This window comes from Kitasatospora sp. NPDC001664 (assembly GCF_053596675.1).
Genome location: NZ_JBSFGS010000017.1, coordinates 142,249 through 159,658 on the forward strand (window position 1 = coordinate 142,249; position 17,410 = coordinate 159,658).

Annotated in this window: 19 protein-coding genes; 13 read left to right on the forward strand and 6 right to left on the reverse strand. The window is 75.3% G+C overall.

Going from position 1 to position 17,410, the window contains the following annotated elements; genetic code table 11:
• Positions 1-2: 2 nt before the first annotated feature.
• Positions 3-782 (forward strand): ATP-binding cassette domain-containing protein, encoded by a 780-nt coding sequence (locus ACWCYY_RS24240; protein WP_345288149.1) that lies wholly within the window; start codon positions 3-5, stop codon positions 780-782.
• On the forward strand, positions 779-2,104 hold the full coding sequence (locus tag ACWCYY_RS24245) for a sugar ABC transporter permease (protein ID WP_449797228.1): 1,326 nt from the start codon (positions 779-781) through the stop codon (positions 2,102-2,104). The genes ACWCYY_RS24240 and ACWCYY_RS24245 overlap by 4 nt, the downstream gene beginning before the upstream one ends.
• Positions 2,105-2,153: 49 nt before the next feature.
• On the opposite strand, the gene ACWCYY_RS24250 is transcribed toward ACWCYY_RS24245, so the two are convergent.
• Positions 2,154-2,792: a glyoxalase gene (locus tag ACWCYY_RS24250; protein ID WP_449797229.1), complete on the reverse strand. Its 639-nt coding sequence runs from the start codon at positions 2,790-2,792 to the stop codon at positions 2,154-2,156.
• Between the two features lie 87 nt (positions 2,793-2,879).
• On the reverse strand, positions 2,880-3,086 hold the full coding sequence (locus ACWCYY_RS24255; protein ID WP_449797230.1) for a hypothetical protein: 207 nt from the start codon (positions 3,084-3,086) through the stop codon (positions 2,880-2,882).
• A 166-nt stretch (positions 3,087-3,252) separates the two neighbouring features.
• On the opposite strand from ACWCYY_RS24255, the gene ACWCYY_RS24260 reads away from it, so the two are divergent.
• The 9 genes from ACWCYY_RS24260 (at position 3,253) to ACWCYY_RS24300 (ending at position 11,464) form a co-directional block, all read left to right on the forward strand.
• Positions 3,253-3,513: a hypothetical protein gene (locus tag ACWCYY_RS24260; protein ID WP_345288153.1), complete on the forward strand. Its 261-nt coding sequence runs from the start codon at positions 3,253-3,255 to the stop codon at positions 3,511-3,513.
• Positions 3,514-3,619: 106 nt separating this feature from the next.
• On the forward strand, positions 3,620-4,801 hold the full coding sequence (locus tag ACWCYY_RS24265; protein WP_449797231.1) for a cytochrome P450: 1,182 nt from the start codon (positions 3,620-3,622) through the stop codon (positions 4,799-4,801).
• Positions 4,802-4,842: 41 nt separating this feature from the next.
• Positions 4,843-5,976 carry an acyl-CoA dehydrogenase family protein gene (locus ACWCYY_RS24270; protein WP_449797232.1) on the forward strand — a complete coding sequence of 378 codons (1,134 nt, stop codon included), beginning with the start codon at positions 4,843-4,845 and terminating at the stop codon, positions 5,974-5,976.
• Entirely contained in the window at positions 5,973-7,184 is a 1,212-nt protein-coding gene (locus ACWCYY_RS24275) for a GNAT family N-acetyltransferase (protein ID WP_449797233.1), read from the forward strand. The genes ACWCYY_RS24270 and ACWCYY_RS24275 overlap by 4 nt, the downstream gene beginning before the upstream one ends.
• Complete coding sequence (locus tag ACWCYY_RS24280) at positions 7,171-7,629, forward strand: type II toxin-antitoxin system RatA family toxin (RefSeq protein ID WP_345288160.1); 459 nt, start codon at positions 7,171-7,173, stop codon at positions 7,627-7,629. Before ACWCYY_RS24275 ends, ACWCYY_RS24280 begins: the two co-directional genes overlap by 14 nt.
• The gene (locus tag ACWCYY_RS24285) at positions 7,626-8,858 is read left to right on the forward strand and encodes an aspartate aminotransferase family protein (protein ID WP_449797234.1); all 1,233 of its coding nucleotides are present in this window, start codon (positions 7,626-7,628) and stop codon (positions 8,856-8,858) included. The genes ACWCYY_RS24280 and ACWCYY_RS24285 overlap by 4 nt, the downstream gene beginning before the upstream one ends.
• Positions 8,859-8,884: 26 nt before the next feature.
• Positions 8,885-9,139 (forward strand): acyl carrier protein, encoded by a 255-nt coding sequence (locus tag ACWCYY_RS24290; RefSeq protein WP_345288163.1) that lies wholly within the window; start codon positions 8,885-8,887, stop codon positions 9,137-9,139.
• Complete coding sequence (locus ACWCYY_RS24295; RefSeq protein WP_449797235.1) at positions 9,136-10,401, forward strand: beta-ketoacyl-[acyl-carrier-protein] synthase family protein; 1,266 nt, start codon at positions 9,136-9,138, stop codon at positions 10,399-10,401. The genes ACWCYY_RS24290 and ACWCYY_RS24295 overlap by 4 nt, the downstream gene beginning before the upstream one ends.
• 37 nt (positions 10,402-10,438) lie before the next feature.
• The gene (locus ACWCYY_RS24300; RefSeq protein WP_449797236.1) at positions 10,439-11,464 is read left to right on the forward strand and encodes an SDR family oxidoreductase; all 1,026 of its coding nucleotides are present in this window, start codon (positions 10,439-10,441) and stop codon (positions 11,462-11,464) included.
• A gap of 7 nt (positions 11,465-11,471) precedes the next feature.
• On the opposite strand, the gene ACWCYY_RS24305 is transcribed toward ACWCYY_RS24300, so the two are convergent.
• Positions 11,472-12,056 carry a TetR/AcrR family transcriptional regulator gene (locus ACWCYY_RS24305; protein ID WP_449797237.1) on the reverse strand — a complete coding sequence of 195 codons (585 nt, stop codon included), beginning with the start codon at positions 12,054-12,056 and terminating at the stop codon, positions 11,472-11,474.
• Positions 12,057-12,178: 122 nt separating this feature from the next.
• Between ACWCYY_RS24305 and ACWCYY_RS24310 the strand changes: the two genes are divergently transcribed.
• Complete coding sequence (locus ACWCYY_RS24310) at positions 12,179-12,637, forward strand: nuclear transport factor 2 family protein (protein ID WP_449797238.1); 459 nt, start codon at positions 12,179-12,181, stop codon at positions 12,635-12,637.
• Here ACWCYY_RS24310 and ACWCYY_RS24315 read toward each other — a convergent pair.
• Both ACWCYY_RS24315 and ACWCYY_RS24320 read right to left on the reverse strand, forming a co-directional pair.
• Positions 12,593-13,834 (reverse strand): serine hydrolase domain-containing protein, encoded by a 1,242-nt coding sequence (locus ACWCYY_RS24315; RefSeq protein WP_449797239.1) that lies wholly within the window; start codon positions 13,832-13,834, stop codon positions 12,593-12,595. The genes ACWCYY_RS24310 and ACWCYY_RS24315 overlap by 45 nt on opposite strands.
• A gap of 224 nt (positions 13,835-14,058) precedes the next feature.
• Positions 14,059-15,267 (reverse strand): Dyp-type peroxidase, encoded by a 1,209-nt coding sequence (locus ACWCYY_RS24320; RefSeq protein WP_449797240.1) that lies wholly within the window; start codon positions 15,265-15,267, stop codon positions 14,059-14,061.
• Between ACWCYY_RS24320 and ACWCYY_RS24325 the strand changes: the two genes are divergently transcribed.
• Positions 15,266-16,585: a right-handed parallel beta-helix repeat-containing protein gene (locus tag ACWCYY_RS24325; protein ID WP_380149808.1), complete on the forward strand. Its 1,320-nt coding sequence runs from the start codon at positions 15,266-15,268 to the stop codon at positions 16,583-16,585. The two genes, ACWCYY_RS24320 and ACWCYY_RS24325, sit on opposite strands and share 2 nt — an antisense overlap.
• Before the next feature lie 7 nt (positions 16,586-16,592).
• On the opposite strand, the gene ACWCYY_RS24330 is transcribed toward ACWCYY_RS24325, so the two are convergent.
• Positions 16,593-17,360: a hypothetical protein gene (locus tag ACWCYY_RS24330; protein ID WP_345288181.1), complete on the reverse strand. Its 768-nt coding sequence runs from the start codon at positions 17,358-17,360 to the stop codon at positions 16,593-16,595.
• Positions 17,361-17,410 lie beyond the last annotated feature (50 nt).

Consider the following 17,410-nt stretch of genomic DNA (forward strand, 5'->3'; position numbering starts at 1 on the left):
TCATGACGGGCGAGACCGTACTGGCCCTGCGCGAGGTCTCCAAGCGGTTCGGCGCCGTGCAGGCGCTGACCGACATCGAGCTCGAGGTCGGGGCGGGGGAGGTGGTGGCCCTGGTCGGGGACAACGGGGCCGGGAAGTCCACGCTGGTCAAGGCGATCGCCGGGGTGCACCAGCCGGACCACGGGCGGATCGAGTGGCAGGGGCGCCCGGTCGCCATCCACCGGCCGCAGGACGCCCAGCACCTGGGCATCGCCACCGTGTACCAGGACCTGGCGCTGTGCGACAACCTCGACGTGGTCGGCAACCTCTTCCTCGGCCGCGAGCTGCGGCGCTTCACGATCCTGGACGAGGTGGCCATGGAGCAGCGCTCGCGGGCGCTGCTGGACACCCTGTCCATCCGGATCCCCAGCGTGCGGATCCCGGTCGCCTCGCTCTCCGGCGGCCAGCGCCAAGTGGTCGCCATCGCCCGGGCGTTGATCGGCTCGCCGAAGGTGGTGCTGCTGGACGAGCCGACCGCCGCGCTCGGCGTGGAGCAGACCGCGCAGGTGCTGGACCTGGTCGAGCGGCTGCGCGAGCAGGGCCTGGGCGTGGTGCTGATCAGCCACAACATGGCGGACGTGATGGCGGTGGCGGACACCGTGGCGGTACTGCGGCTGGGCCGCAACAACGGTGTCTTCGACCGCCGTTCGACCACCCGGGAAGAGATCATCTCGGCCATCACCGGCGCCACCGACAACGCGGTGACCCGTCGGCAGGCCCGTGGCACGGAGGGCTCGCCATGAACGGGCAGACTCCCGGCGGTGGCCGTGAGCGCCGCCCGCTCCCCGAGGACCGGATGCCCAAGGGCGGCGTCAACGCACCCGTCCCGGTCGCACCGAACGCCACCCCCGCGACCGACCCCCGGCTGATCGTGCGTCAGGAGGGCCTGCGCGGCTACCTGGGCGAGTTCCGGCGGCGGCTGCACAGCGGAGAGCTGGGCTCGCTGCCGGTGGTGCTGGCGCTGGTGGTGATCTGGGCCGTCTTCGGCAGCCTGGACTCCAGCTTCCTGTCCGCCCAGAACCTCTCCAACCTTTCGCAGCAGATCGTCGGCACCGGGATGATCGCGATCGGGGTGGTCTTCGTGCTGCTGCTGGGCGAGATCGACCTGTCGGTCGGCTCGGTCAGCGGCCTGTGCGCGGCGATCTTCGCCGTCCTGAACGTCACCCACGGGGTCAACGCCTGGGTGGCGATGCTGGTCGCCATCGCCGGCGGCACCGTGGTCGGCGTGGTCCAGGGCCTGTTCTTCGCCAAGGTCGGGGTCCCCGCCTTCGTGGTCACCCTGGCCGGAAACCTCGGCTGGAACGGCGCGATGCTGCAGATCCTCGGTGCCAGCGGCACCGTCAACCTCTCCGGGAACGACATCGTCTCCCGGCTCTACAGCACCATCTACGGCCAACAGGCCGCCGCCTACGGGGCGGCGGCCGTCGCCGTGCTGCTGTTCCTGGGCGCCTCGCTGCTGGAGGCCCGCCGCCGCCGCGGCGCCGGCGTGCCCTCGCGGCCGGCCGCGGACATCGCGCTGCGCACCGCCCTGCTGGCGGTGGTCGCCTTCCTCGCCGCCTACACGCTCAACCAGTACAAGGGCCTGCCGCTGGCCCTGCTGGTCTTCCTGGTGTTCATCGTGGTGCTGGACTTCGTCCTGCGCCGCACCGCCTACGGCCGCCAGGTCTTCGCCCTCGGCGGCAACATCGAGGGAGCCCGGCGGGCTGGCATCAACGTGGCCTGGATCCGGATCAGCGTCTTCGCCATCTGTTCGACCATGGCGGCCGTCGGCGGCCTCTTCCTGGCCGCGCAGATCCAGTCGGCCAGTCAGACCTCGGGCGGCGGCAACCTGCTGATGAACGCCATCGCGGCGGCCGTCATCGGCGGCACCAGCCTCTTCGGCGGGCGCGGCTCGACCTGGTCGGCGCTGCTCGGCGCCCTGGTGATCGGCTCCATCCAGTCCGGGATGAACATCCAGGGCCTGAGCAACGCGATCCAGTTCATGATCACCGGAGCGGTGCTGCTGGCCGCCGTGGTGGTCGACTCGCTGGCCCGCCGCACCCAGCGCGCGGCCGGCCGGGTCTGACGGCCCGTCGGACGGCCCGGCGGACGTCGGACCGCTGCTCGGCGGACCGTTACGCCCCGGCCTCCCAGGCGAAGCCGTCGGGGTCGGTGAAGGACTCCACGCCGCCGCCCAGCACGATCCGGTGCGAGCCCTCGCCCTCGACCGGGACGCCGAGGTCCTTGGCCAGCGCGCGCCGCTTGTAGAGCGCCAGCCTGACCGAGCCCTCGGCGGCCGGGGCGAACTCGGCGTACTTGCCGCCGAAGCTCCTGGCCACGGCCAGGCCCCGGCCGACGTAGAACTGCCTGGTCGCCTTCACGCTCTCGACGCCGATCAGCAGCACGAGGTCGTCGAACTCGAGGGCGGCGGGGCCGTCGCCCTTCTTCGCCGAGGTGGCGATCTTCCAGATGGTGCCGTCCGGCGCCCGCACCACGCCGCTGTAGCCCCAGAGCGACTTCGCGGTGGGCTTCAGGACGGTGGCACCGGCCTCGACGGCGGCGGAGAAGAAGGCGTCGACGGTCGCCGGACCGGCCACGGTGAGGGCGAGGGTGAAGCCCCGGAAGCCGGTGGAGCCGGCCTCGGAGGACCGGAGGTCGACGCAGTGGTCCACGCCGAAGGCGCGGTAGAAGGTGCGGGCCGCCTCGGTGTCGGCCACCTCGAGGGTGACGGAGCGGAGAGCGGTGCCGGTCGTGGAGGAAGTGGTGATCGCCATGACCACCACGCTAGGGGCCGGGGCACCGCCGGTGCTTCTCCGATCCTGACCGGTCTCGCGGGACGCCGCGTCATGGTGTCCGCCCGCTCAACCGAGCAGGTACTCGGCCGCGTTGGTGTGCCGGGCGCCGACCAGCCAGCCCGTGCGCGGGCCGCCGTCGTTGTGGCTGACCACGGTGGAGTCCGAGCTCGCGTGCACACCGCGCTGCGGGGCGGCCTGGGCCGGGGAGCTCAGGAGGGGGAGGGCGAGGGCGGCGGTGCCGAGCACCGCGAGGAGGCGCTGGAGGGAGGTCATGCCGGGCCCAACGCGCGGGCTGACGGAGCGTCACCCCGGCTACGCCGCACGGGCCGTGCGTGCACTGCGCCAACCGGGTGGCATCGCACCCGAAGGTGTTCGCGGTTCGGCTGAACGAGGGACGGGGCGTGACCCCGGCGCTGCTCCGTTTGCCATGATCGGCCCCATGCGAACTTTCGGTAAGGCGTTCGGCGCCTTCATTGCGGCATGCGCTCTCTCGGTCCTCCCCACCGCGGCCTTCGCGAGCAACGCGACCGGCCAGTCCGGCAGCGGGAACGTCGGCATCGGCCAGGGCTCCAAGGCCGACAACGGCGGGGTCTCCTCCAACTACGCCAACGTCACCTCGGTGACCGCGGCCGACTCCAACGTCGGCAACACCCTCGACCTCTGGCCGGGCGCGGTCCTGGTCGTCCCGACCGCCCACTGACGCACGCACCGTCGGCGGACCCCGGCCGGAGCGCTACGGCCGGGGTCCGCCCCTCGATCGATTGGACTGCGGCGGACCGGTGAACGCGGAGACCATCCTCCTGTCGGTGTTCACGCCCGAGGGCCGGGAGGACCCCTATCCGGCCCTGGCCCGCCTGCGGGAGACCGAGCCGGTGTGCTTCAGCCCGACGGTCGGTTCCTACTTCCTGACGGCGTTCGACGACTGCCGGTCGGTCCTGGCCGACCCGGACTTCCTGGTCCCTGACCGGGACTGGTGCGAGCGGCGGATCCCGGACGGAGCCGGACGCCCCTCCGCCGACTTCTTCTACTCCTCGATGCTGGCCACCGACCACGCCGCCCACGACCGGCTGCGCCGGCTGGTGGTGCGCGAACTGAGCGTCCGCCGGGTCGCGGCCCTGGCGGCCGGGGTCGAGGAACTCTGCGCCGAGGCGCTCGACCGCTTCGCCGCGGCCGCCGACGGCACGGCCGCCGACTTCCACGAACTGGTCGCGGCTCCGCTGCCGGTCGCGGTCGTCGGCGAGCTGATCGGCGTGCCGCCCGGGGACCGGGAGCGGCTGCGGGCGCTCGGCGACGACACCTGCCGCCTGCTGGAACCCGTCCGCACCCCCGAGGACTGGGACCGCGCCGACCACGGCGTCACCGGGCTGCGGGAGTACTTCACCGGACTGCTGCGCGAACGCCGCGCCCGCCCCACCGAGGACCTCGCCTCCGCGCTGGCGGCGCAGCCTCCGGACGGCGGCGGGCTGACGGAGCGTGAACTGGTGGACGTGCTGGTCCTGGTGTTCGCCGCCGGGTTCGAGACCACCGTCGGCATGCTCGGCCAGGCGGTGCACGCCCTGCTCGCCCACCCGGAGCAGTGGGAGCTGCTGCGCCGCCGCCCCGAGCTGGTGCCGGCCGCGCTGGAGGAGTCGCTGCGCTGGGACGGGCCCGTCCCGATGACCGAGCGGATCGCCACCCGCGCCACCGAGCTCGGCGGAGTGAGCGTCCCCGCCGGCGCCAGCGTCATCACCGTGATGGCCGCCGCGCACCGCGACCCGGCCTGCTTCACCGACCCGGACGCCTTCCGGGTCGAGCGGACCGACGGCCGGGTGCTGAGCTTCAGCGCCGGCGCGCACTACTGCGTGGGGGCCGCCCTGGCCCGCCTGGAGGGCGCCGCCCTGCTGCGCCAACTCCTGGAGCGCTTCCCCGGCCTGAAGCCGGCCGGACCGCCGGTCCGCCGCACCGGGGACGGGCTGCGCGGCTTCCTCCGGCTGCCGCTGGCCACCTGACCCCCCTTCGATCCGAACTCCGCTCCCGGAGGAGCCCACCCGTGTACTTCCTGCAGCGCGAACGCGCCGCCCTCCAAGCCCACCTTCCCGGTCTGGACGTCGCCCTGGCGGCCCAGCCCCTGGAGCGCCTGGAGAGCGCGCCGAGCCCGGCCATCGGCGCGTTCCGCGCGGCCGGCGGCCCCGGCCTGCTGGTGCCCCGCGCCCTGGGCGGCAAGGGGGCGAGCGCCCTGGGGGCGGTGCGCGTCCAACGCGCGGTCGGCTCCCGGTGCCCCTCGCTGGCGGTGGCCACCACCATGCACCACTTCTCGGTGGCGGGCCTGGTCCGTTCCGCCGCGCCCGGCGGCGCCGAGGAGCAGCTGCTCGCCTCGGTCGCCGCCGACGGCCTGCTGCTGGCCTCCGGCTTCGCGGAGGGCCGGGCCGGCCAGAACATCCTCAAGCCCCACATCACCGCGCAGCTGCGCGGCGGGAAGGTGGTGCTCAACGGCAGCAAGATGCCCTGCAGCCTGGCCCGTTCGATGGACCTGCTGACCGCCTCGGTGCTGCTGGCCGACGAGGACGGCGTCGAGCGCCTCGCCGTCGCCCTGGTCCCCGCCGGGACCCCGGGCGTCGAGGTGCGCCCGTTCTGGCGCAACCCGGTGCTGGCCGGGGCGGAGAGCGAGCAGGTGGTGCTCACCGAGGTCGAGCTGGACCGCGGGCAGGTGCTGCTCACCGAGGTCACCGCGGACGCGGTGCCGGACGACCTCAACACGGCGGGCTTCCTCTGGTTCGAGCTGCTGTTGACGGCCGGCTACCTCGGCGTGGCCTCCGCCCTGGTGGAGCGGGTGCTGACCAAGCCGGGCGGCCCGCCCGAGGACCCGGCCGTCCACCTGGTGGAGGTGGAGGCCGCGATGCTCGCGGTGGAGGCGGTCGCCCGCGCCCTGGACGACGAGGACCAGCCCTGGGACGACGGGCTGCTGGTGTCCGCCCTGACGGCCCGTTACGCCGCCGAGGACGCCATCGCCCGCACCACCCGCGGCTGCCTGTCCGCCCTCGGCGGCATGGCCTTCGTCGGCTCGGGCGACGGCGGCTACCTGGCCGCGGCGGCCGGGGCGCTCGGCTTCCACCCGCCCGCCCGGGCGCGGATGGCCGGGCCGCTGCGCGAGTACCTCGGCGGCCGTCCGCTGCGGATCGGATGACCGGGGTGACGGCCGCCCCCGGCTACCGGGTCGAGGTGGCGCGCGGCGTCGACGCGCTCCCGCCCGGACTCTGGGAGCGCCTGGCACCGCCGGACGACCCGGTCTGGTCACGCCCGGTGCTGCGCGCGATGGAGGCGGGCGCGATCGGCCCCGACGGCTACGCCCACCTGGTGCTCCGTCAGGACGCCCCCGGCGAGCGGGAGGCGCTCGCGGTGCTGCCGGTCGCGCTCTTCCCGGGACTGCGGCTGGACGAGGTGGTCGGGGCCGAGGACCGGCGCCGCCTGGCCCCCGTCCGGCGGGCCCTGCCGGGCCTGCTCCGGGCGCCGATGCTGTTCTGCGGCCACCTGCTGGGCCAGGGGCACCTGCTGACGGACCGCCGCCTCCCGCCGGCGGCCCTGGACGCGCTGGTCGCCGGGGCGCTGGCACTGGCCCGGCGCGAGCGCCTCGGCACGGTGGTGTTCAAGGACTTCGCCCCCGCCGAACTGGCCGGGCTGCTGCCCGCTCTGGAGGCCGCCGGGTTCTTCCCGGTCCCCGCCCTCCCCGACACCGAACTGCGCCTCGGCCCCGGGGGGTTCGAGGACTACCTGGCCCGGCTGCCCGCCAAGGCGCGGCGCAACGCCCGCAGCAAACTGCGCCGCGCCGCCGCCTGGCCCGGCCTGCGGACCGAGGTGCTGACCGACTTCGCCCACCTGCTGCCGCAGATGCTCGGGCTCTACCGGCAGGTGATGGCCCGGGCCGACCAGCGGCTGGACGTGCTGGACGGGGCCTTCCTGGCCGCCGTCCACGGCGCGCCCCCGGCCGGGCGGCGGCTGGTCGCCTGCTTCGAGGGGGACCGGCTGGTCGCCTTCCTGCTCTGCCTGTTCGCCGGTACGGGCGCCACCGGCGCCCGGATCGGCCTGGACTACCGGATCGCCCACCAGGCCGGGCTCTACCACGCGGTGCACCACGCCGCGATCCGGCTGGCCCTGGACGCGGGGTGCACCCACATCCGGTTCGCCCAGACCGCGTACCAGCCCAAGCTCGAACTCGGCTGCGAGCTGGTCGAGCTGTGGTCCGCGATGACCCACTTGCGCCCGCTGCGGCGGACCCTGCTGCGCCGGGCGCTGCCCCCGGCCCTGACGGCCGCGCGGGACCGGGCCCTCGGCCCGCACGCCGCCGGCCACACCCCCGTCCCCGATCCCGAGAGGTTCCCCCGTGCCGCACGTTGAGGTCGAACTGCCGATCGCCGCACCGCCGGACGCGGTCTGGGCGGCGGTGGTCGACGTGGAGTCGTACCAGCACTGCATGGAGAGCGTCGACGAGGTGGTGGTGGTCGAGCAGGGCGACGAGCACCACCGCACCACCGCCTGGTCGGTGCGGCTGGAGGGCTCGGTGCTGCGCTGGACCGAGGCCGAGGTGGTCGACCCGGCCGCCCGGCGCTTCGACTTCCGTCAACTCACCGGCGACCTCGGCGAGTTCCGCGGCCACTGGGCCGTCCGGGAGGACGGCGAGGGCGGCAGCCTGGTGGCACTCGCCGCCGAGTTCGACATCGGCATCCCGCTGCTCGCCGAGATGCTCAACCCGATCGCGGCCGAGGCCCTGCGGGAGAACGCCGAGCAGATGATCGCCGCCCTGCGCACCCGCCTCGTCCCGGCCGTCGCGGTGGGCGCATGACCACGACGGTGGCGACGGAGGTCTTCGACCAGCTGCGCCGCCACCTGTCCGCCAAGCTCGCCCTCACCGGCAGCTTCGCCGGCCGCGGCGCCGTGGAGGCGGCCGCCGAGGGGGCCCGGGTCACCCTCTCCGACGGGCGCCGGGTACTGGACTTCGGCTCCTACGCCGTCACCCTGCTCGGCCACCGCCACCCCGAGGTGCTGGCCGCCGTCCGCCGCCAGCTGGACACCATGCCCACCGCGACCCGCAGCCTGGCCAACCCGGTGGCCGCCCGCGCCGCCGGGCTGCTCGCCGCCCACCTCGGCGGCGCCCTGCCCAAGGTGCACTTCGGGCTGAACGGCTCCGACGCGGTCGAGGTCGCCGTCAAGCTCGCCCGGCTGTCCACCGGCCGCGACCGGGTGCTCGCGGTGCGCGGCGGCTTCCACGGGAAGTCGCTCGGCGCCCTGGCCCTGACGCACAGTCCGCTCTACCGGGTCGGCCTGCGCGGCTGCGCGGTCGAGGTCGCCCACCTGGACCCGGACGACCCGCAGGCCCTGGCCCGGGAGCTGGCCGCCGGGCCGGTGGCGGCCCTGGTCTTCGAACCGGTCCAGGGGGAGAACGGCGCCGTCCCGCTCCCGCCGGAGGTGCTGCGCACCTGGTGCGCGGCGGCGGTGGAGCACGGCGCGATGGTGATCGCCGACGAGATCCAGTGCGGACTGCGCCGCTGCGGCGAACCCTCGCTCGCCCTGGCCCTCGGCCTGCCCGTGGACGGCGTGCTGCTGGGCAAGCCGCTCGGCGGCGGAGTCGTCCCGCTCTCCGCCCTGGTCTGCTCCGAGCGGCTGTACGCGCCGCTGGACGCCGACCCCTTCCTGCACTCGGCGACCTTCGGCGGCCACCCGCTGAGCTGCGCGGCCCTGCCGCCCGCCCTGGAGCTGACGGAGCGTCTGGCCGGGCACGGCCGGACCCTCTCCGCCCGGCTGGACGACGGGCTCGCCCGGCTGCGCGCCCGCCACCCCGAGGCGGTGCGCGAGGTGCGGGGCCTGGGGCTGCTGCGCGGGGTCGACCTCGACACGCCCGCCCGCGCGGGCGCGATGGTGCTCGAACTGGCCGCCCGCGGCCTGCTGGTCTCGCCCTGCCTGGGCCGCCCGACCACCATCCGGCTGCTACCGCCGCTGGTGGCCACCGAGGCCGAACTGGCCGAAGGGCTCGGCCTCCTGGACGCCGCCCTGACGGCGGTGACCACCCGATGATCGCTCCGGCTCGACGAAGGACGGACATGCCCACGCGCGAGGAACTGGCCCTGGTGGTCAGGACGACCATCTCCGATGTGCTCGGCACGGAGGTCGAGGAGGTGCAGGAGCACACCAGCCTGCTGGCCGACTACGGCATCGACAGCCTGGAGCTGATGGAGATCGGCTCCCGGCTGGAACGCACCCTGGCCCTGCGGATCGAGGTCGAGGACCTGACCCGGGCCGAGGACGTCGGCCAGGCCATCGACCTGCTCACCCTCCGCACGGCGGAGGCCCGGTGACGGCGCGTCGGGGAGCCCGGCGGCCGGACGGCGGTCACCGGGTGGCGGTCACCGGGATCGGCGTGAAGACCCCGGCGGGCAACGAGGTGCAGGAGGCGTACGAGACGGTGCTCAAGGCCCGCCCCACCGCCTCCGTCAGTGAACTCCTCACGGCGCGCGGCGTCTCGGTGCGGATCGCCTGCCTGGTCCCGCCGTTCGACGTGGAGTCCTACCTGACCCGCCGGGAGCTGCGGCAGATCGACCGGGCCGCCACCCTGCTGCTCTGCGCCGCCTCCGACGCCGTCGCCTCCGCCGGGTTCGCCGACTGCGGCGGGCTGTCGCCCGAGCGGGTCGGGGTGCAGATCGGCACCGGCATGGGCGGCCTGGCCAGCATGGAGCAGGTCACCACCGACCACTGGGACAGCCCCGGCGACCTCCCCGTCCACACCGTGCCGCGCACCATGGCCAACTCGGCCGCCAGCCGGCTCGCCCTGCGCTACGGGTACCAGGGCTCCTGCACCACCTACTCCTCGGCCTGCGCCAGCGGCACCACCGCGATCGGCGAGGCGGCCCGCCGGATCCGGCACGGCGAGCTGGACGCGGCGCTGGCCGGCGGCGTGGACGCCCCGGTCACCACGGTGATCGTCGGCGCGTTCGCGAAGATGCGCGCGATGTCGGCGCGCAACGGCGAACCCGGCCTGGCCAGCCGCCCGTTCGACACCGACCGGGACGGCTTCGTGATGGCCGAGGGCGCCGCCGTGCTGGTGCTGGAGCGCTGGGAGTCGGCGCTGGCCCGGGGCGCCACGGTCCTGGGCGAGGTGGCCGGGTACGCGGACAACTGCGACGCCTTCCACATCGTCGCCCCGATCGAGGACGGCGGGACGGCCGCCCGCTGCATGCGGCGGGCCGTCGCCGACGCCGGGCTGGCACCGGCCGACATCGGCCACGTCAACGCCCACGGCACCTCGACGGTGCTCAACGACCGTGCCGAGGCGCGGGCGATCGAGCGGGTCTTCGGCGCCGGGACGCTCCCGGTCACCGCCATGAAGGGCGTGACGGGCCACCTGATCGGCGGCTCCGGCGCCCTGGAGGCCGCCCTCGGACTGCTCTGCGCCGCCCGGGGCGAGGTGCCGCCGATCGCCAACCTGCGCAGCAGCCCCGAGGCCGCGCTGGTCGACCTGGTCCGTTCGGCGCCGCGCCGCATCCCGCCCGGGCGGCCGGTGCTCTCCAACTCCTTCGGCTTCGGCGGCCAGAACGCGAGCCTGGTGCTCCTCCCCGCCTGACCCGCCGTCACCTCCTCTCCTACGCTGGGACGATGCCATGCGAATCCTGCTGACCGGCGCGACCGGAGTGGTCGGCACCGAGGCCCTGGGCCTGCTGCGGGCCACCGGCCACACCGTGGTCCCGGTGGCCCGCCGGGCCACCCCCGAGGCCCCGCTCTCCTGGCGGATCGGCGCCGAGCTGCCGCCCGCCGACCTGGCCGGCCACTGGGACGTCATCGTGCACGCCGCTGCCACCACCCGGTGGACCCTGAGCCGCCCGGAGGCGGTCGCCGCCAACCTCGAACCGCTGCGCGCCGTGCTGGCCCTGGCCGACCGCGACACCCACCTGGTGCAGGTCTCGACCGCCTACGTCGGCGGCACCCGCAACGCGCGGGACCTGCGCGGCGCCGAGTTCGAGGGCTACCGCAACGGCTACGAGTGGTCCAAGGCCCGCTGCGAGGAGCTGGTCCGGGAGGAGCACCCCGGGCCGCTCACCGTGGTCCGCCCGCCGCTGGTGGTCGGCCGCAGCGGCGACGGGCGGATCGCCCGCTTCTCCGGCCCGTACACCATCCTGCAGGCCCTGGTCTCCGGCCTGGCCGCCGTGGTGGTCGGCGACCCGGGCGGCTACGCCGAGATCAGCCCCGTCGACCAGGTCGCCGAGGTGATCGCCGCCGCCGCACTGGCCGCGCCGCCCGCGGCCCCGCGCACCGAGGTGATCGCGGCGGGGCACGCCTGCCTGACGCTCTCGGAGCTGCTGGACGTCATCTGCGGGACGCTCAACTCCTGCCGAGCCGCCCACGGCGTGCCCCCGATCGCCCGGCCGCCGCTGGTCCCGGTGGAGCGCTGGGACCGCTTCTTCCTGCCGCTGGCGGACCGTCACCTCTCGCCGTTCCAGGCCCAGGCCGTGAAGCTGCTCGCGATGTTCCAGAGCTACACCGCGATGACCGAACCCTTCGCCCCCACCCACCCCGTCGCCGACCCGGCCGGTGTGATGGCCACCGCCGTGCAGCACTGGGCCGAGGCCAAGCCGCGGCTGTCGCTCGCCCGCCCGGAGCCGTGGACCCTGTTCGCCACGGCCTCCTGAGGGCGGGTCAGCGCGGCGGGCGCAGGCCGTCGGTGATGACCGCGAGGACGCGGTCGCGGGCTCCGGGAGCGGCGGCGAGCTGCTCCACCGCTCCGCCGGCCGCGACCAGCAGGGCGATCAGCTCCGGCATCGCCAGGGCGGGGCGGACGGCACCGGCGCGCTGCGCGTCCTCCAGGAGCGCGGTGAGCCGGCCCAGGATCGCCTCGCTCGGTCCGCGGAGCGCGGTGTGGGCGTCCACCCCGGCCGCGGCCAGGGCCCGGGTGAACTCGCCCTTGCCGACCGAGCTCTCGACCAGCAGCCGGACGCAGTCGAAGAAGGCGGTGGCCGGGTCGTCCTCGTCGGCGAGTTCGGCGACCCGGGCGGCGACCGCCTCCAGGCGGCCGACCATCACCGCCTCCAGCAGGGCCTCCTTGGTCGGGAAGTGCCGGAACAGGGTGCCGACCCCGACCCCGGCGGCCCGGGCGATCTCCTCGGTGGGCACGGCGGTGCCGCGGGTGGTGAAGACCTCCGTGGCGACGTCGAGCAGCCGGGCGCGGTTGCGGGCGGCGTCCGCGCGCAGCGGGCGGTCCTGGCGGTCCTGACGGTCGGTCACCCTGCACCACACCTCTCGCCCGCCGGGGGCGGGAAAGCCTGGACAAGCGGAGTCGCCAGTCCGTATCGTTCTAAGCGGAGTCGCTGGTCCGATTCTAGCGGCCGAACCCACGGGGGTTGACCATGCCCGAAACCCTGTCACCGAGCGCCGTCTTCCACCGGCTGGTCGAGGCGATCGGCGAGGAGCGCTACGGCGACCTCGCCGCCCTCTACGCCGAGGACGCGGTGGTCGAGACGCCCTTCCAGCCGGTCGGCCCGCGCCGGATCGAGGGCCGCCGGGCCCTGGCCGAGCGGTTCGCCCTGGTCGGCGCGGCCACGCCGGTCCGGCTGACCGCCACCGAGGTGGTGGTGCGCCGGACCGACGACCCCGAGGTGGTGGTGGCGGAGTGGGACTACCTGGTCCACCACCGGCCCACCGGGCGGGAGTTCACGGTCGCCAACGTCCAGGTGCTCCGGGTGCGGGACGGGCTGATCGTGCACAGCCGGGACTTCCACGACCACCTCGCCCTGGCCACGGCCACGGGTGCGGTGGAGGGCCTAGGCCTTCCCGACCCGCAGGTCGGGCCCGGTGCGGGGGAGTGACCACGGGGCCAGCGCGCGCGGTGCGGGCTGGTCGCAGAGCGTCTTGACGATCAGCGAACCGATCGGCCCGCCGCTCGCCGAGTCGTCCCTGCCCACGTACGGGTTGTAGGAGAGGGCGAACTGCCGCTTCCCGTCCCGGCTGCCGAGCAGCAGAGTGCTCCAGCCGGGCAGCCCGCCGTCGTGGCCCCAGGCCGGTTCGCACCCTGGGCCGAGGTCGATCCGCAGCACCCCGAGCCCGTACGTCCCGTTCGGGGTGTTGGTCGGGACGGTGGCGGTCAGCGCCGCCATCTCGGCCGGGCGCAGCAGCTTCCCGCCGAAGAGTGCGGCGTGGAAGCGGTTCAGGTCGGCGGTGGTGGAGATGCCGTTCCCGGCCGCGTCCACCACGCTCGGGTTGAGCCGGGAGATGTCGGCCGGGCCGGCGGGCATGTCCAGGTAGGCGTGCGCGTACGGGCCTCCGAGGCCGGTCTGCGAACCCGGGAAGGTGGTGTGCTCCAGGTGCAGGGGCTCCACGATCCGGCGCTCCACCTCGCGCTGCCAGCTGCGGCCGGTGACCTTCCGGACGATCATCCCGGCGAGGACGTAGTTGGTGTTGGAGTAGTGCCAGCCCTGGCCGGGGGCGAAGTACGGCGGGTGCTCGACGCCCACCGCGACCAACTGGCGGGCCTGGTAGTCGCGGTAGCGCCAGCCGCCGTAGGCGAAGTCCTGGAGTTCGGCCTCGTCGTTCACCAGGAAGCGGTCGTCCTCGGTGAAGTTGAACAGGCCGCTGGTGTGGTTGAGCAGCTGGCGGACGGTGATCGCGCCGCCGTTCGGGACGACGCCGGGCAGGTGACGCTCCACCGGGTCGTCGAGCCGCAGCCGGCCCTCGCCCGCCAGCTGGAGGACGACCGTGGCCACGAAGGTCTTGGTCACGCTCCCGATCCGGAACCGCCCGTCCGCCCGGGCCGGCCGCCCGCCGTCCAGCTCCGCCACCCCGGCGGCGCCGTGCCACTGCGAGCGGCCGACCCGGATCTCGGCGAGCGCGGCCGTCATGCCGCCGTGTTCCACCAACTCCCGCAGCTCCTGCTGCCCCTCGACCCGGGCCCGCCGCTCCTCCCCGGCCCCGGCCACCGCCCCCTCGGCGGCGGCCACCGGAGCCACCGCCAACACGCTCGCCCCCGCCAACGCGACGGCTGCCAGCCGTACGCCCAACCCGGCCATGACGCCCCCTCTCCCCGGCCCCCCTGCGGCACCGGGCCACCACCCTCGCACCCGCCGCGCCCGCCGCACCTCCCCCGCGCGGGGTGCGCCGGAGCCCTGCGGAGGATGACCCTGACGGCCCGTCAAATCCTCCGTAGGGAGCTTGACTTGACGCTCCGGGTGCGAGGTCGAGGCGGACGCGTGCCCCGGTGGCGACCGCCCGATCCCACCAAGGCGACAGCCCCCTAGAGGTCGGCGCCCAGCTGCCGTCCCTCGGGGGCGCCGGGGAGGACCCAGGCGAGGACGGAGGCGGTGTGGGTCAGGAAGGGGGTGAGGGCGTCGTGTTCGGCGAGGCGGGTCTGGACCCGGGTGAAGAGGGCCGGGTCGCGGAGGAAGGCGCAGAACAGCAGGCCGCGGTCGGCGGGGCCGTCGTCGTAGGACCAGCTGCGCCGCAGCATCCGGGCGCCGCCGTCGAGCCGGGGGTTGCTCAGGCGGACGTGGGCGTCGGCGGGGAGGACGTAGGAGCCGTCGGGGTGCTTGGCGTAGACGTCGGGGGTGTCGTGCTCGGCGTTCCCGGTGAGCGGGGCGCCGGTGTCGGCCCGGCGCCCGACGGCCAGCTCCTGACGCTCCGTCGGGAGGGCGGCGAAGGCGGCGGTGTCCATCCGGATCCGGCGGTAGACCAGGACCGTCCCGTCCGCGTGCGGCCCGGGTAGGCCCCAGAGGGAGGGGTCGTCCGGGGCGGGGTTGGCGGTCCCGTCCTTGAAGCCGAAGAGGTTGCGCGGTGTCCGCCCCTCGGGGACGGGCGGCAGGAAGCCGGCCTGGCTCCAGCGGACGGCCGCGCCGCACCGCGCGGCGGCGGTGACCAGGTGCTCGGTCAGCACAGCGGTGGTCCAGGGCTGTTCGGCGGCGAGCTGGACCAGCAGGTCGCCCCCGCTGCGGGCGGGTTCGAGGCGGTCACCGGAGAAGGCGGGGAGCTCGGCCAGGGCCGGAGGGACGTTCAGCCGCAGCCGGGTGGCCGGGCCGGGCCCGAGCGCCACCAGGGAGGTGACCGGCGGCGTGCCGTCCAGGCGGGCGTCGGCGAGGGAGCCGTCCGCCGCCGAGGCCAGCACCGCGCCGATCGAGGCCAGCAGGGCGCGCAGCGCGTCCCGGCCCGCGCCGTCCGGCAGGTCGAGGGCGAGCAGCCGCACCGAAGGGAGTTGAGCGTGCGTCACCCCGGACTGCCGGGCGCCGTGGAACGGTACGGAGCCCGGTGCGGGCGGTGGCCCGGCCGGAGTGCGTTGCGGCGAACGGGTGAACGCGGTCGCGCCCGCCGCCCCGGCCCCGACCCCGGTGGCGAGGGCCGCGGTGAGCAGGGTCCGCCGGTCGAAGCAGGGGCGTGCGGTGGTCGGCACGCCCTCCGGGTTCGGGCGTTCGGTGTGCATGCCGTCCGTCCCGGACGGTAGAACACGATCCATGCAATTCCTCCGTGGTTCCGTGAAGGTGATGATCCGTCAGGCCGCCGTCTGCCTGGCGGTGCCGGTCCTGCTGGCGGCGGCCGGCTGCTCGGCGGGCGGCGGGGGCGAGGACTCCGCGGACCGCCACCCGGCGGGGGCGGTGATCCGGGTGCCGGCCGATCTGCCGACGGTGCAGCGGGCGGTGGACGTGGCGGTGCCCGGCGACCTGGTGCTGGTCTCGCCCGGCACCTACCGGGAGAGCGTGCGGATCACCCGGCCCCGGGTGGTGCTGCGGGGCACGGACCGCAACGCGGTGGTGTTCGACGGCGGACTCAAGCTGGTCAACGGGATCACCGCGACCGGCGCGGGCACGGTGGTGGAGAACCTGACGGTGCGCGGCTACCTCGCCAACGGGGTGCTGTTCACCGGCGTCACCGACGAGAAGCTCCAGCGGCACGGCGCTGGCGGCTCGGCCTACGACCCGCTGGACACCACCCGCTTCCCCCCGGTGGAGGGTTTCCGGGCGACCAGGGTCACCTCGTACGGGAACGCGCTCTACGGCATCTACGCCTTCGACGCGCGCGGCGGGATCATCGAGGACTCGTACGCCTCGGGGATGGCCGACTCGGGGATCTACGTCGGCCAGTGCCGGCCCTGCGACACCCTGGTGCGGGGGAACACGGTGGAGCGCAACGCCGTCGGCATCGAGATCACCAACGCCTCGGAGAACCTCACCGTGGTGGGCAACCGGGCGGTGGGCAACCGGGTCGGAGTGACCGTCAACTCCAACGACCTGGAGTCGCTGGCCCCCCAGCACGGCGCGGTGATCGCGGGCAACGTGGTGGCCGACAACAACGCGGCGGACTCGCCGCAGCAGGCCGACGGCGGGTTCGGCATCGGCATCGGGATCGGCGGCGGCGTCGACAACCGGGTGGAGCGCAACCTGGTGACGGGCAACCGGTCGGCGGGCGTGGTGGTCACCGACCCGCCCGGGCACCCGGCCAGCGGCAACCGCGTCACCGCCAACCGGGTCACCGGCAACGGGGTGGACCTGGTCGGGGCGGCGGCCGCGCCGAGCAACTGCTTCACCGGCAACGGGCCGGTCAGCCAGAGCCCGCCGGGGCTGGAGCAGGTGGCACCCTGCGGGGTGAACGGCTCCGCCCCGGTGCCCAGGGGCCGCGCGGCGGCCGTCCAGGCCCCGCCCGGCACGCCGTTCAACGAAGTCCCCGCGCCGCCCGCCCAGCCCTCGCTGCCCGACCCGAACGCCCCTGCCGTCCCGGCCGTCGCCCTCCCCGGCCCGGTCGACCCGGCCGCCTACCCGCTGCCGACGGGCGTCTGACCGCACGTCAGCCGACCGTCGCCCAGGGGGCCTGCGGCAGCCGGGCGTCCGGCTGCGGCCCCTCCAGGTCCAGGACGGTGGGCGTGGCGAGCCCGGTGATCCGCATGGTGACCCGCCGCAGGCCGCCGTCGGCGTCGATCCAGTAGGTGAGCGGGGAGGCGGCCGTGTCGCGGTCGGCGGCGCCGCGCGGGCGGGGGCCGGAGATCCGGTCGTGGGCGCGGCCGTCGATCCGGTCCCGGCCCAACCAGCGGGGGCCCGACTGGGCGAGCAACAGGGGGTTGTCGGGCCGGTCCGCGCCCAGTCGGGCCAGCAGGTCGAGGCCCGCGTCGAGCGGGTCGGTGCCGAACGGCCGGGAGGCCCAAGCGCTGCGCGGCAGGTGCTCGGCCTGCTCCCAGGCCGGGCCCGTCGCACCGGCGGACGGCTTCGCCAGGCCCAGCCCGCCGGTGTCCCAGACCACCAGGCCCTCGTCCACGGTGCCGGCCGGTCCGTGGACCCGGTAGCCGCCCGCCGCGTGCCGGGTGCGGTAGTCGATCACGCCGTGCACCTCCGTGACCAGGCCGCCGCCCGCCGAGGCGGTGAGGGCCACCCGGACGGGGCCGTGGCCGTAGAGGGTGAACCGGGCCAGCGCCAGCCGGGAGGCCTCCTCGCTGCTGAGCGGGCGGCTCTGCTCCTGACGGTCGGTCATCCGCCAGGCCGTCACCCCGCCGGCGGCGAGCAGTGCCGCCGCGAGGGCGGCGGCCACGGCGGTGCGGCGGCGCTTCTTGTGGGTCGGCATCCGGGGGCGTCCTTTCCAGCGGAGGGCGGGGCCCCGGGGAAGCTCCCGGG

Coding starts and splice junctions, on each gene's coding strand:
- ACWCYY_RS24255 (WP_449797230.1), bottom strand. CDS start 3,086: ATGACCTCCCTCCAGCGCCTCCTCGCGGTGCTCGGCACCGCCGCCCTC.
- ACWCYY_RS24245 (WP_449797228.1), top strand. CDS start 779: ATGAACGGGCAGACTCCCGGCGGTGGCCGTGAGCGCCGCCCGCTCCCC.
- ACWCYY_RS24320 (WP_449797240.1), bottom strand. CDS start 15,267: ATGGATCGTGTTCTACCGTCCGGGACGGACGGCATGCACACCGAACGC.
- ACWCYY_RS24285 (WP_449797234.1), top strand. CDS start 7,626: ATGACCACGACGGTGGCGACGGAGGTCTTCGACCAGCTGCGCCGCCAC.
- ACWCYY_RS24240 (WP_345288149.1), top strand. CDS start 3: ATGACGGGCGAGACCGTACTGGCCCTGCGCGAGGTCTCCAAGCGGTTC.
- ACWCYY_RS24310 (WP_449797238.1), top strand. CDS start 12,179: ATGCCCGAAACCCTGTCACCGAGCGCCGTCTTCCACCGGCTGGTCGAG.
- ACWCYY_RS24290 (WP_345288163.1), top strand. CDS start 8,885: ATGCCCACGCGCGAGGAACTGGCCCTGGTGGTCAGGACGACCATCTCC.
- ACWCYY_RS24275 (WP_449797233.1), top strand. CDS start 5,973: ATGACCGGGGTGACGGCCGCCCCCGGCTACCGGGTCGAGGTGGCGCGC.
- ACWCYY_RS24330 (WP_345288181.1), bottom strand. CDS start 17,360: ATGCCGACCCACAAGAAGCGCCGCCGCACCGCCGTGGCCGCCGCCCTC.
- ACWCYY_RS24260 (WP_345288153.1), top strand. CDS start 3,253: ATGCGAACTTTCGGTAAGGCGTTCGGCGCCTTCATTGCGGCATGCGCT.
- ACWCYY_RS24325 (WP_380149808.1), top strand. CDS start 15,266: ATGCAATTCCTCCGTGGTTCCGTGAAGGTGATGATCCGTCAGGCCGCC.
- ACWCYY_RS24300 (WP_449797236.1), top strand. CDS start 10,439: ATGCGAATCCTGCTGACCGGCGCGACCGGAGTGGTCGGCACCGAGGCC.
- ACWCYY_RS24315 (WP_449797239.1), bottom strand. CDS start 13,834: ATGGCCGGGTTGGGCGTACGGCTGGCAGCCGTCGCGTTGGCGGGGGCG.
- ACWCYY_RS24250 (WP_449797229.1), bottom strand. CDS start 2,792: ATGGCGATCACCACTTCCTCCACGACCGGCACCGCTCTCCGCTCCGTC.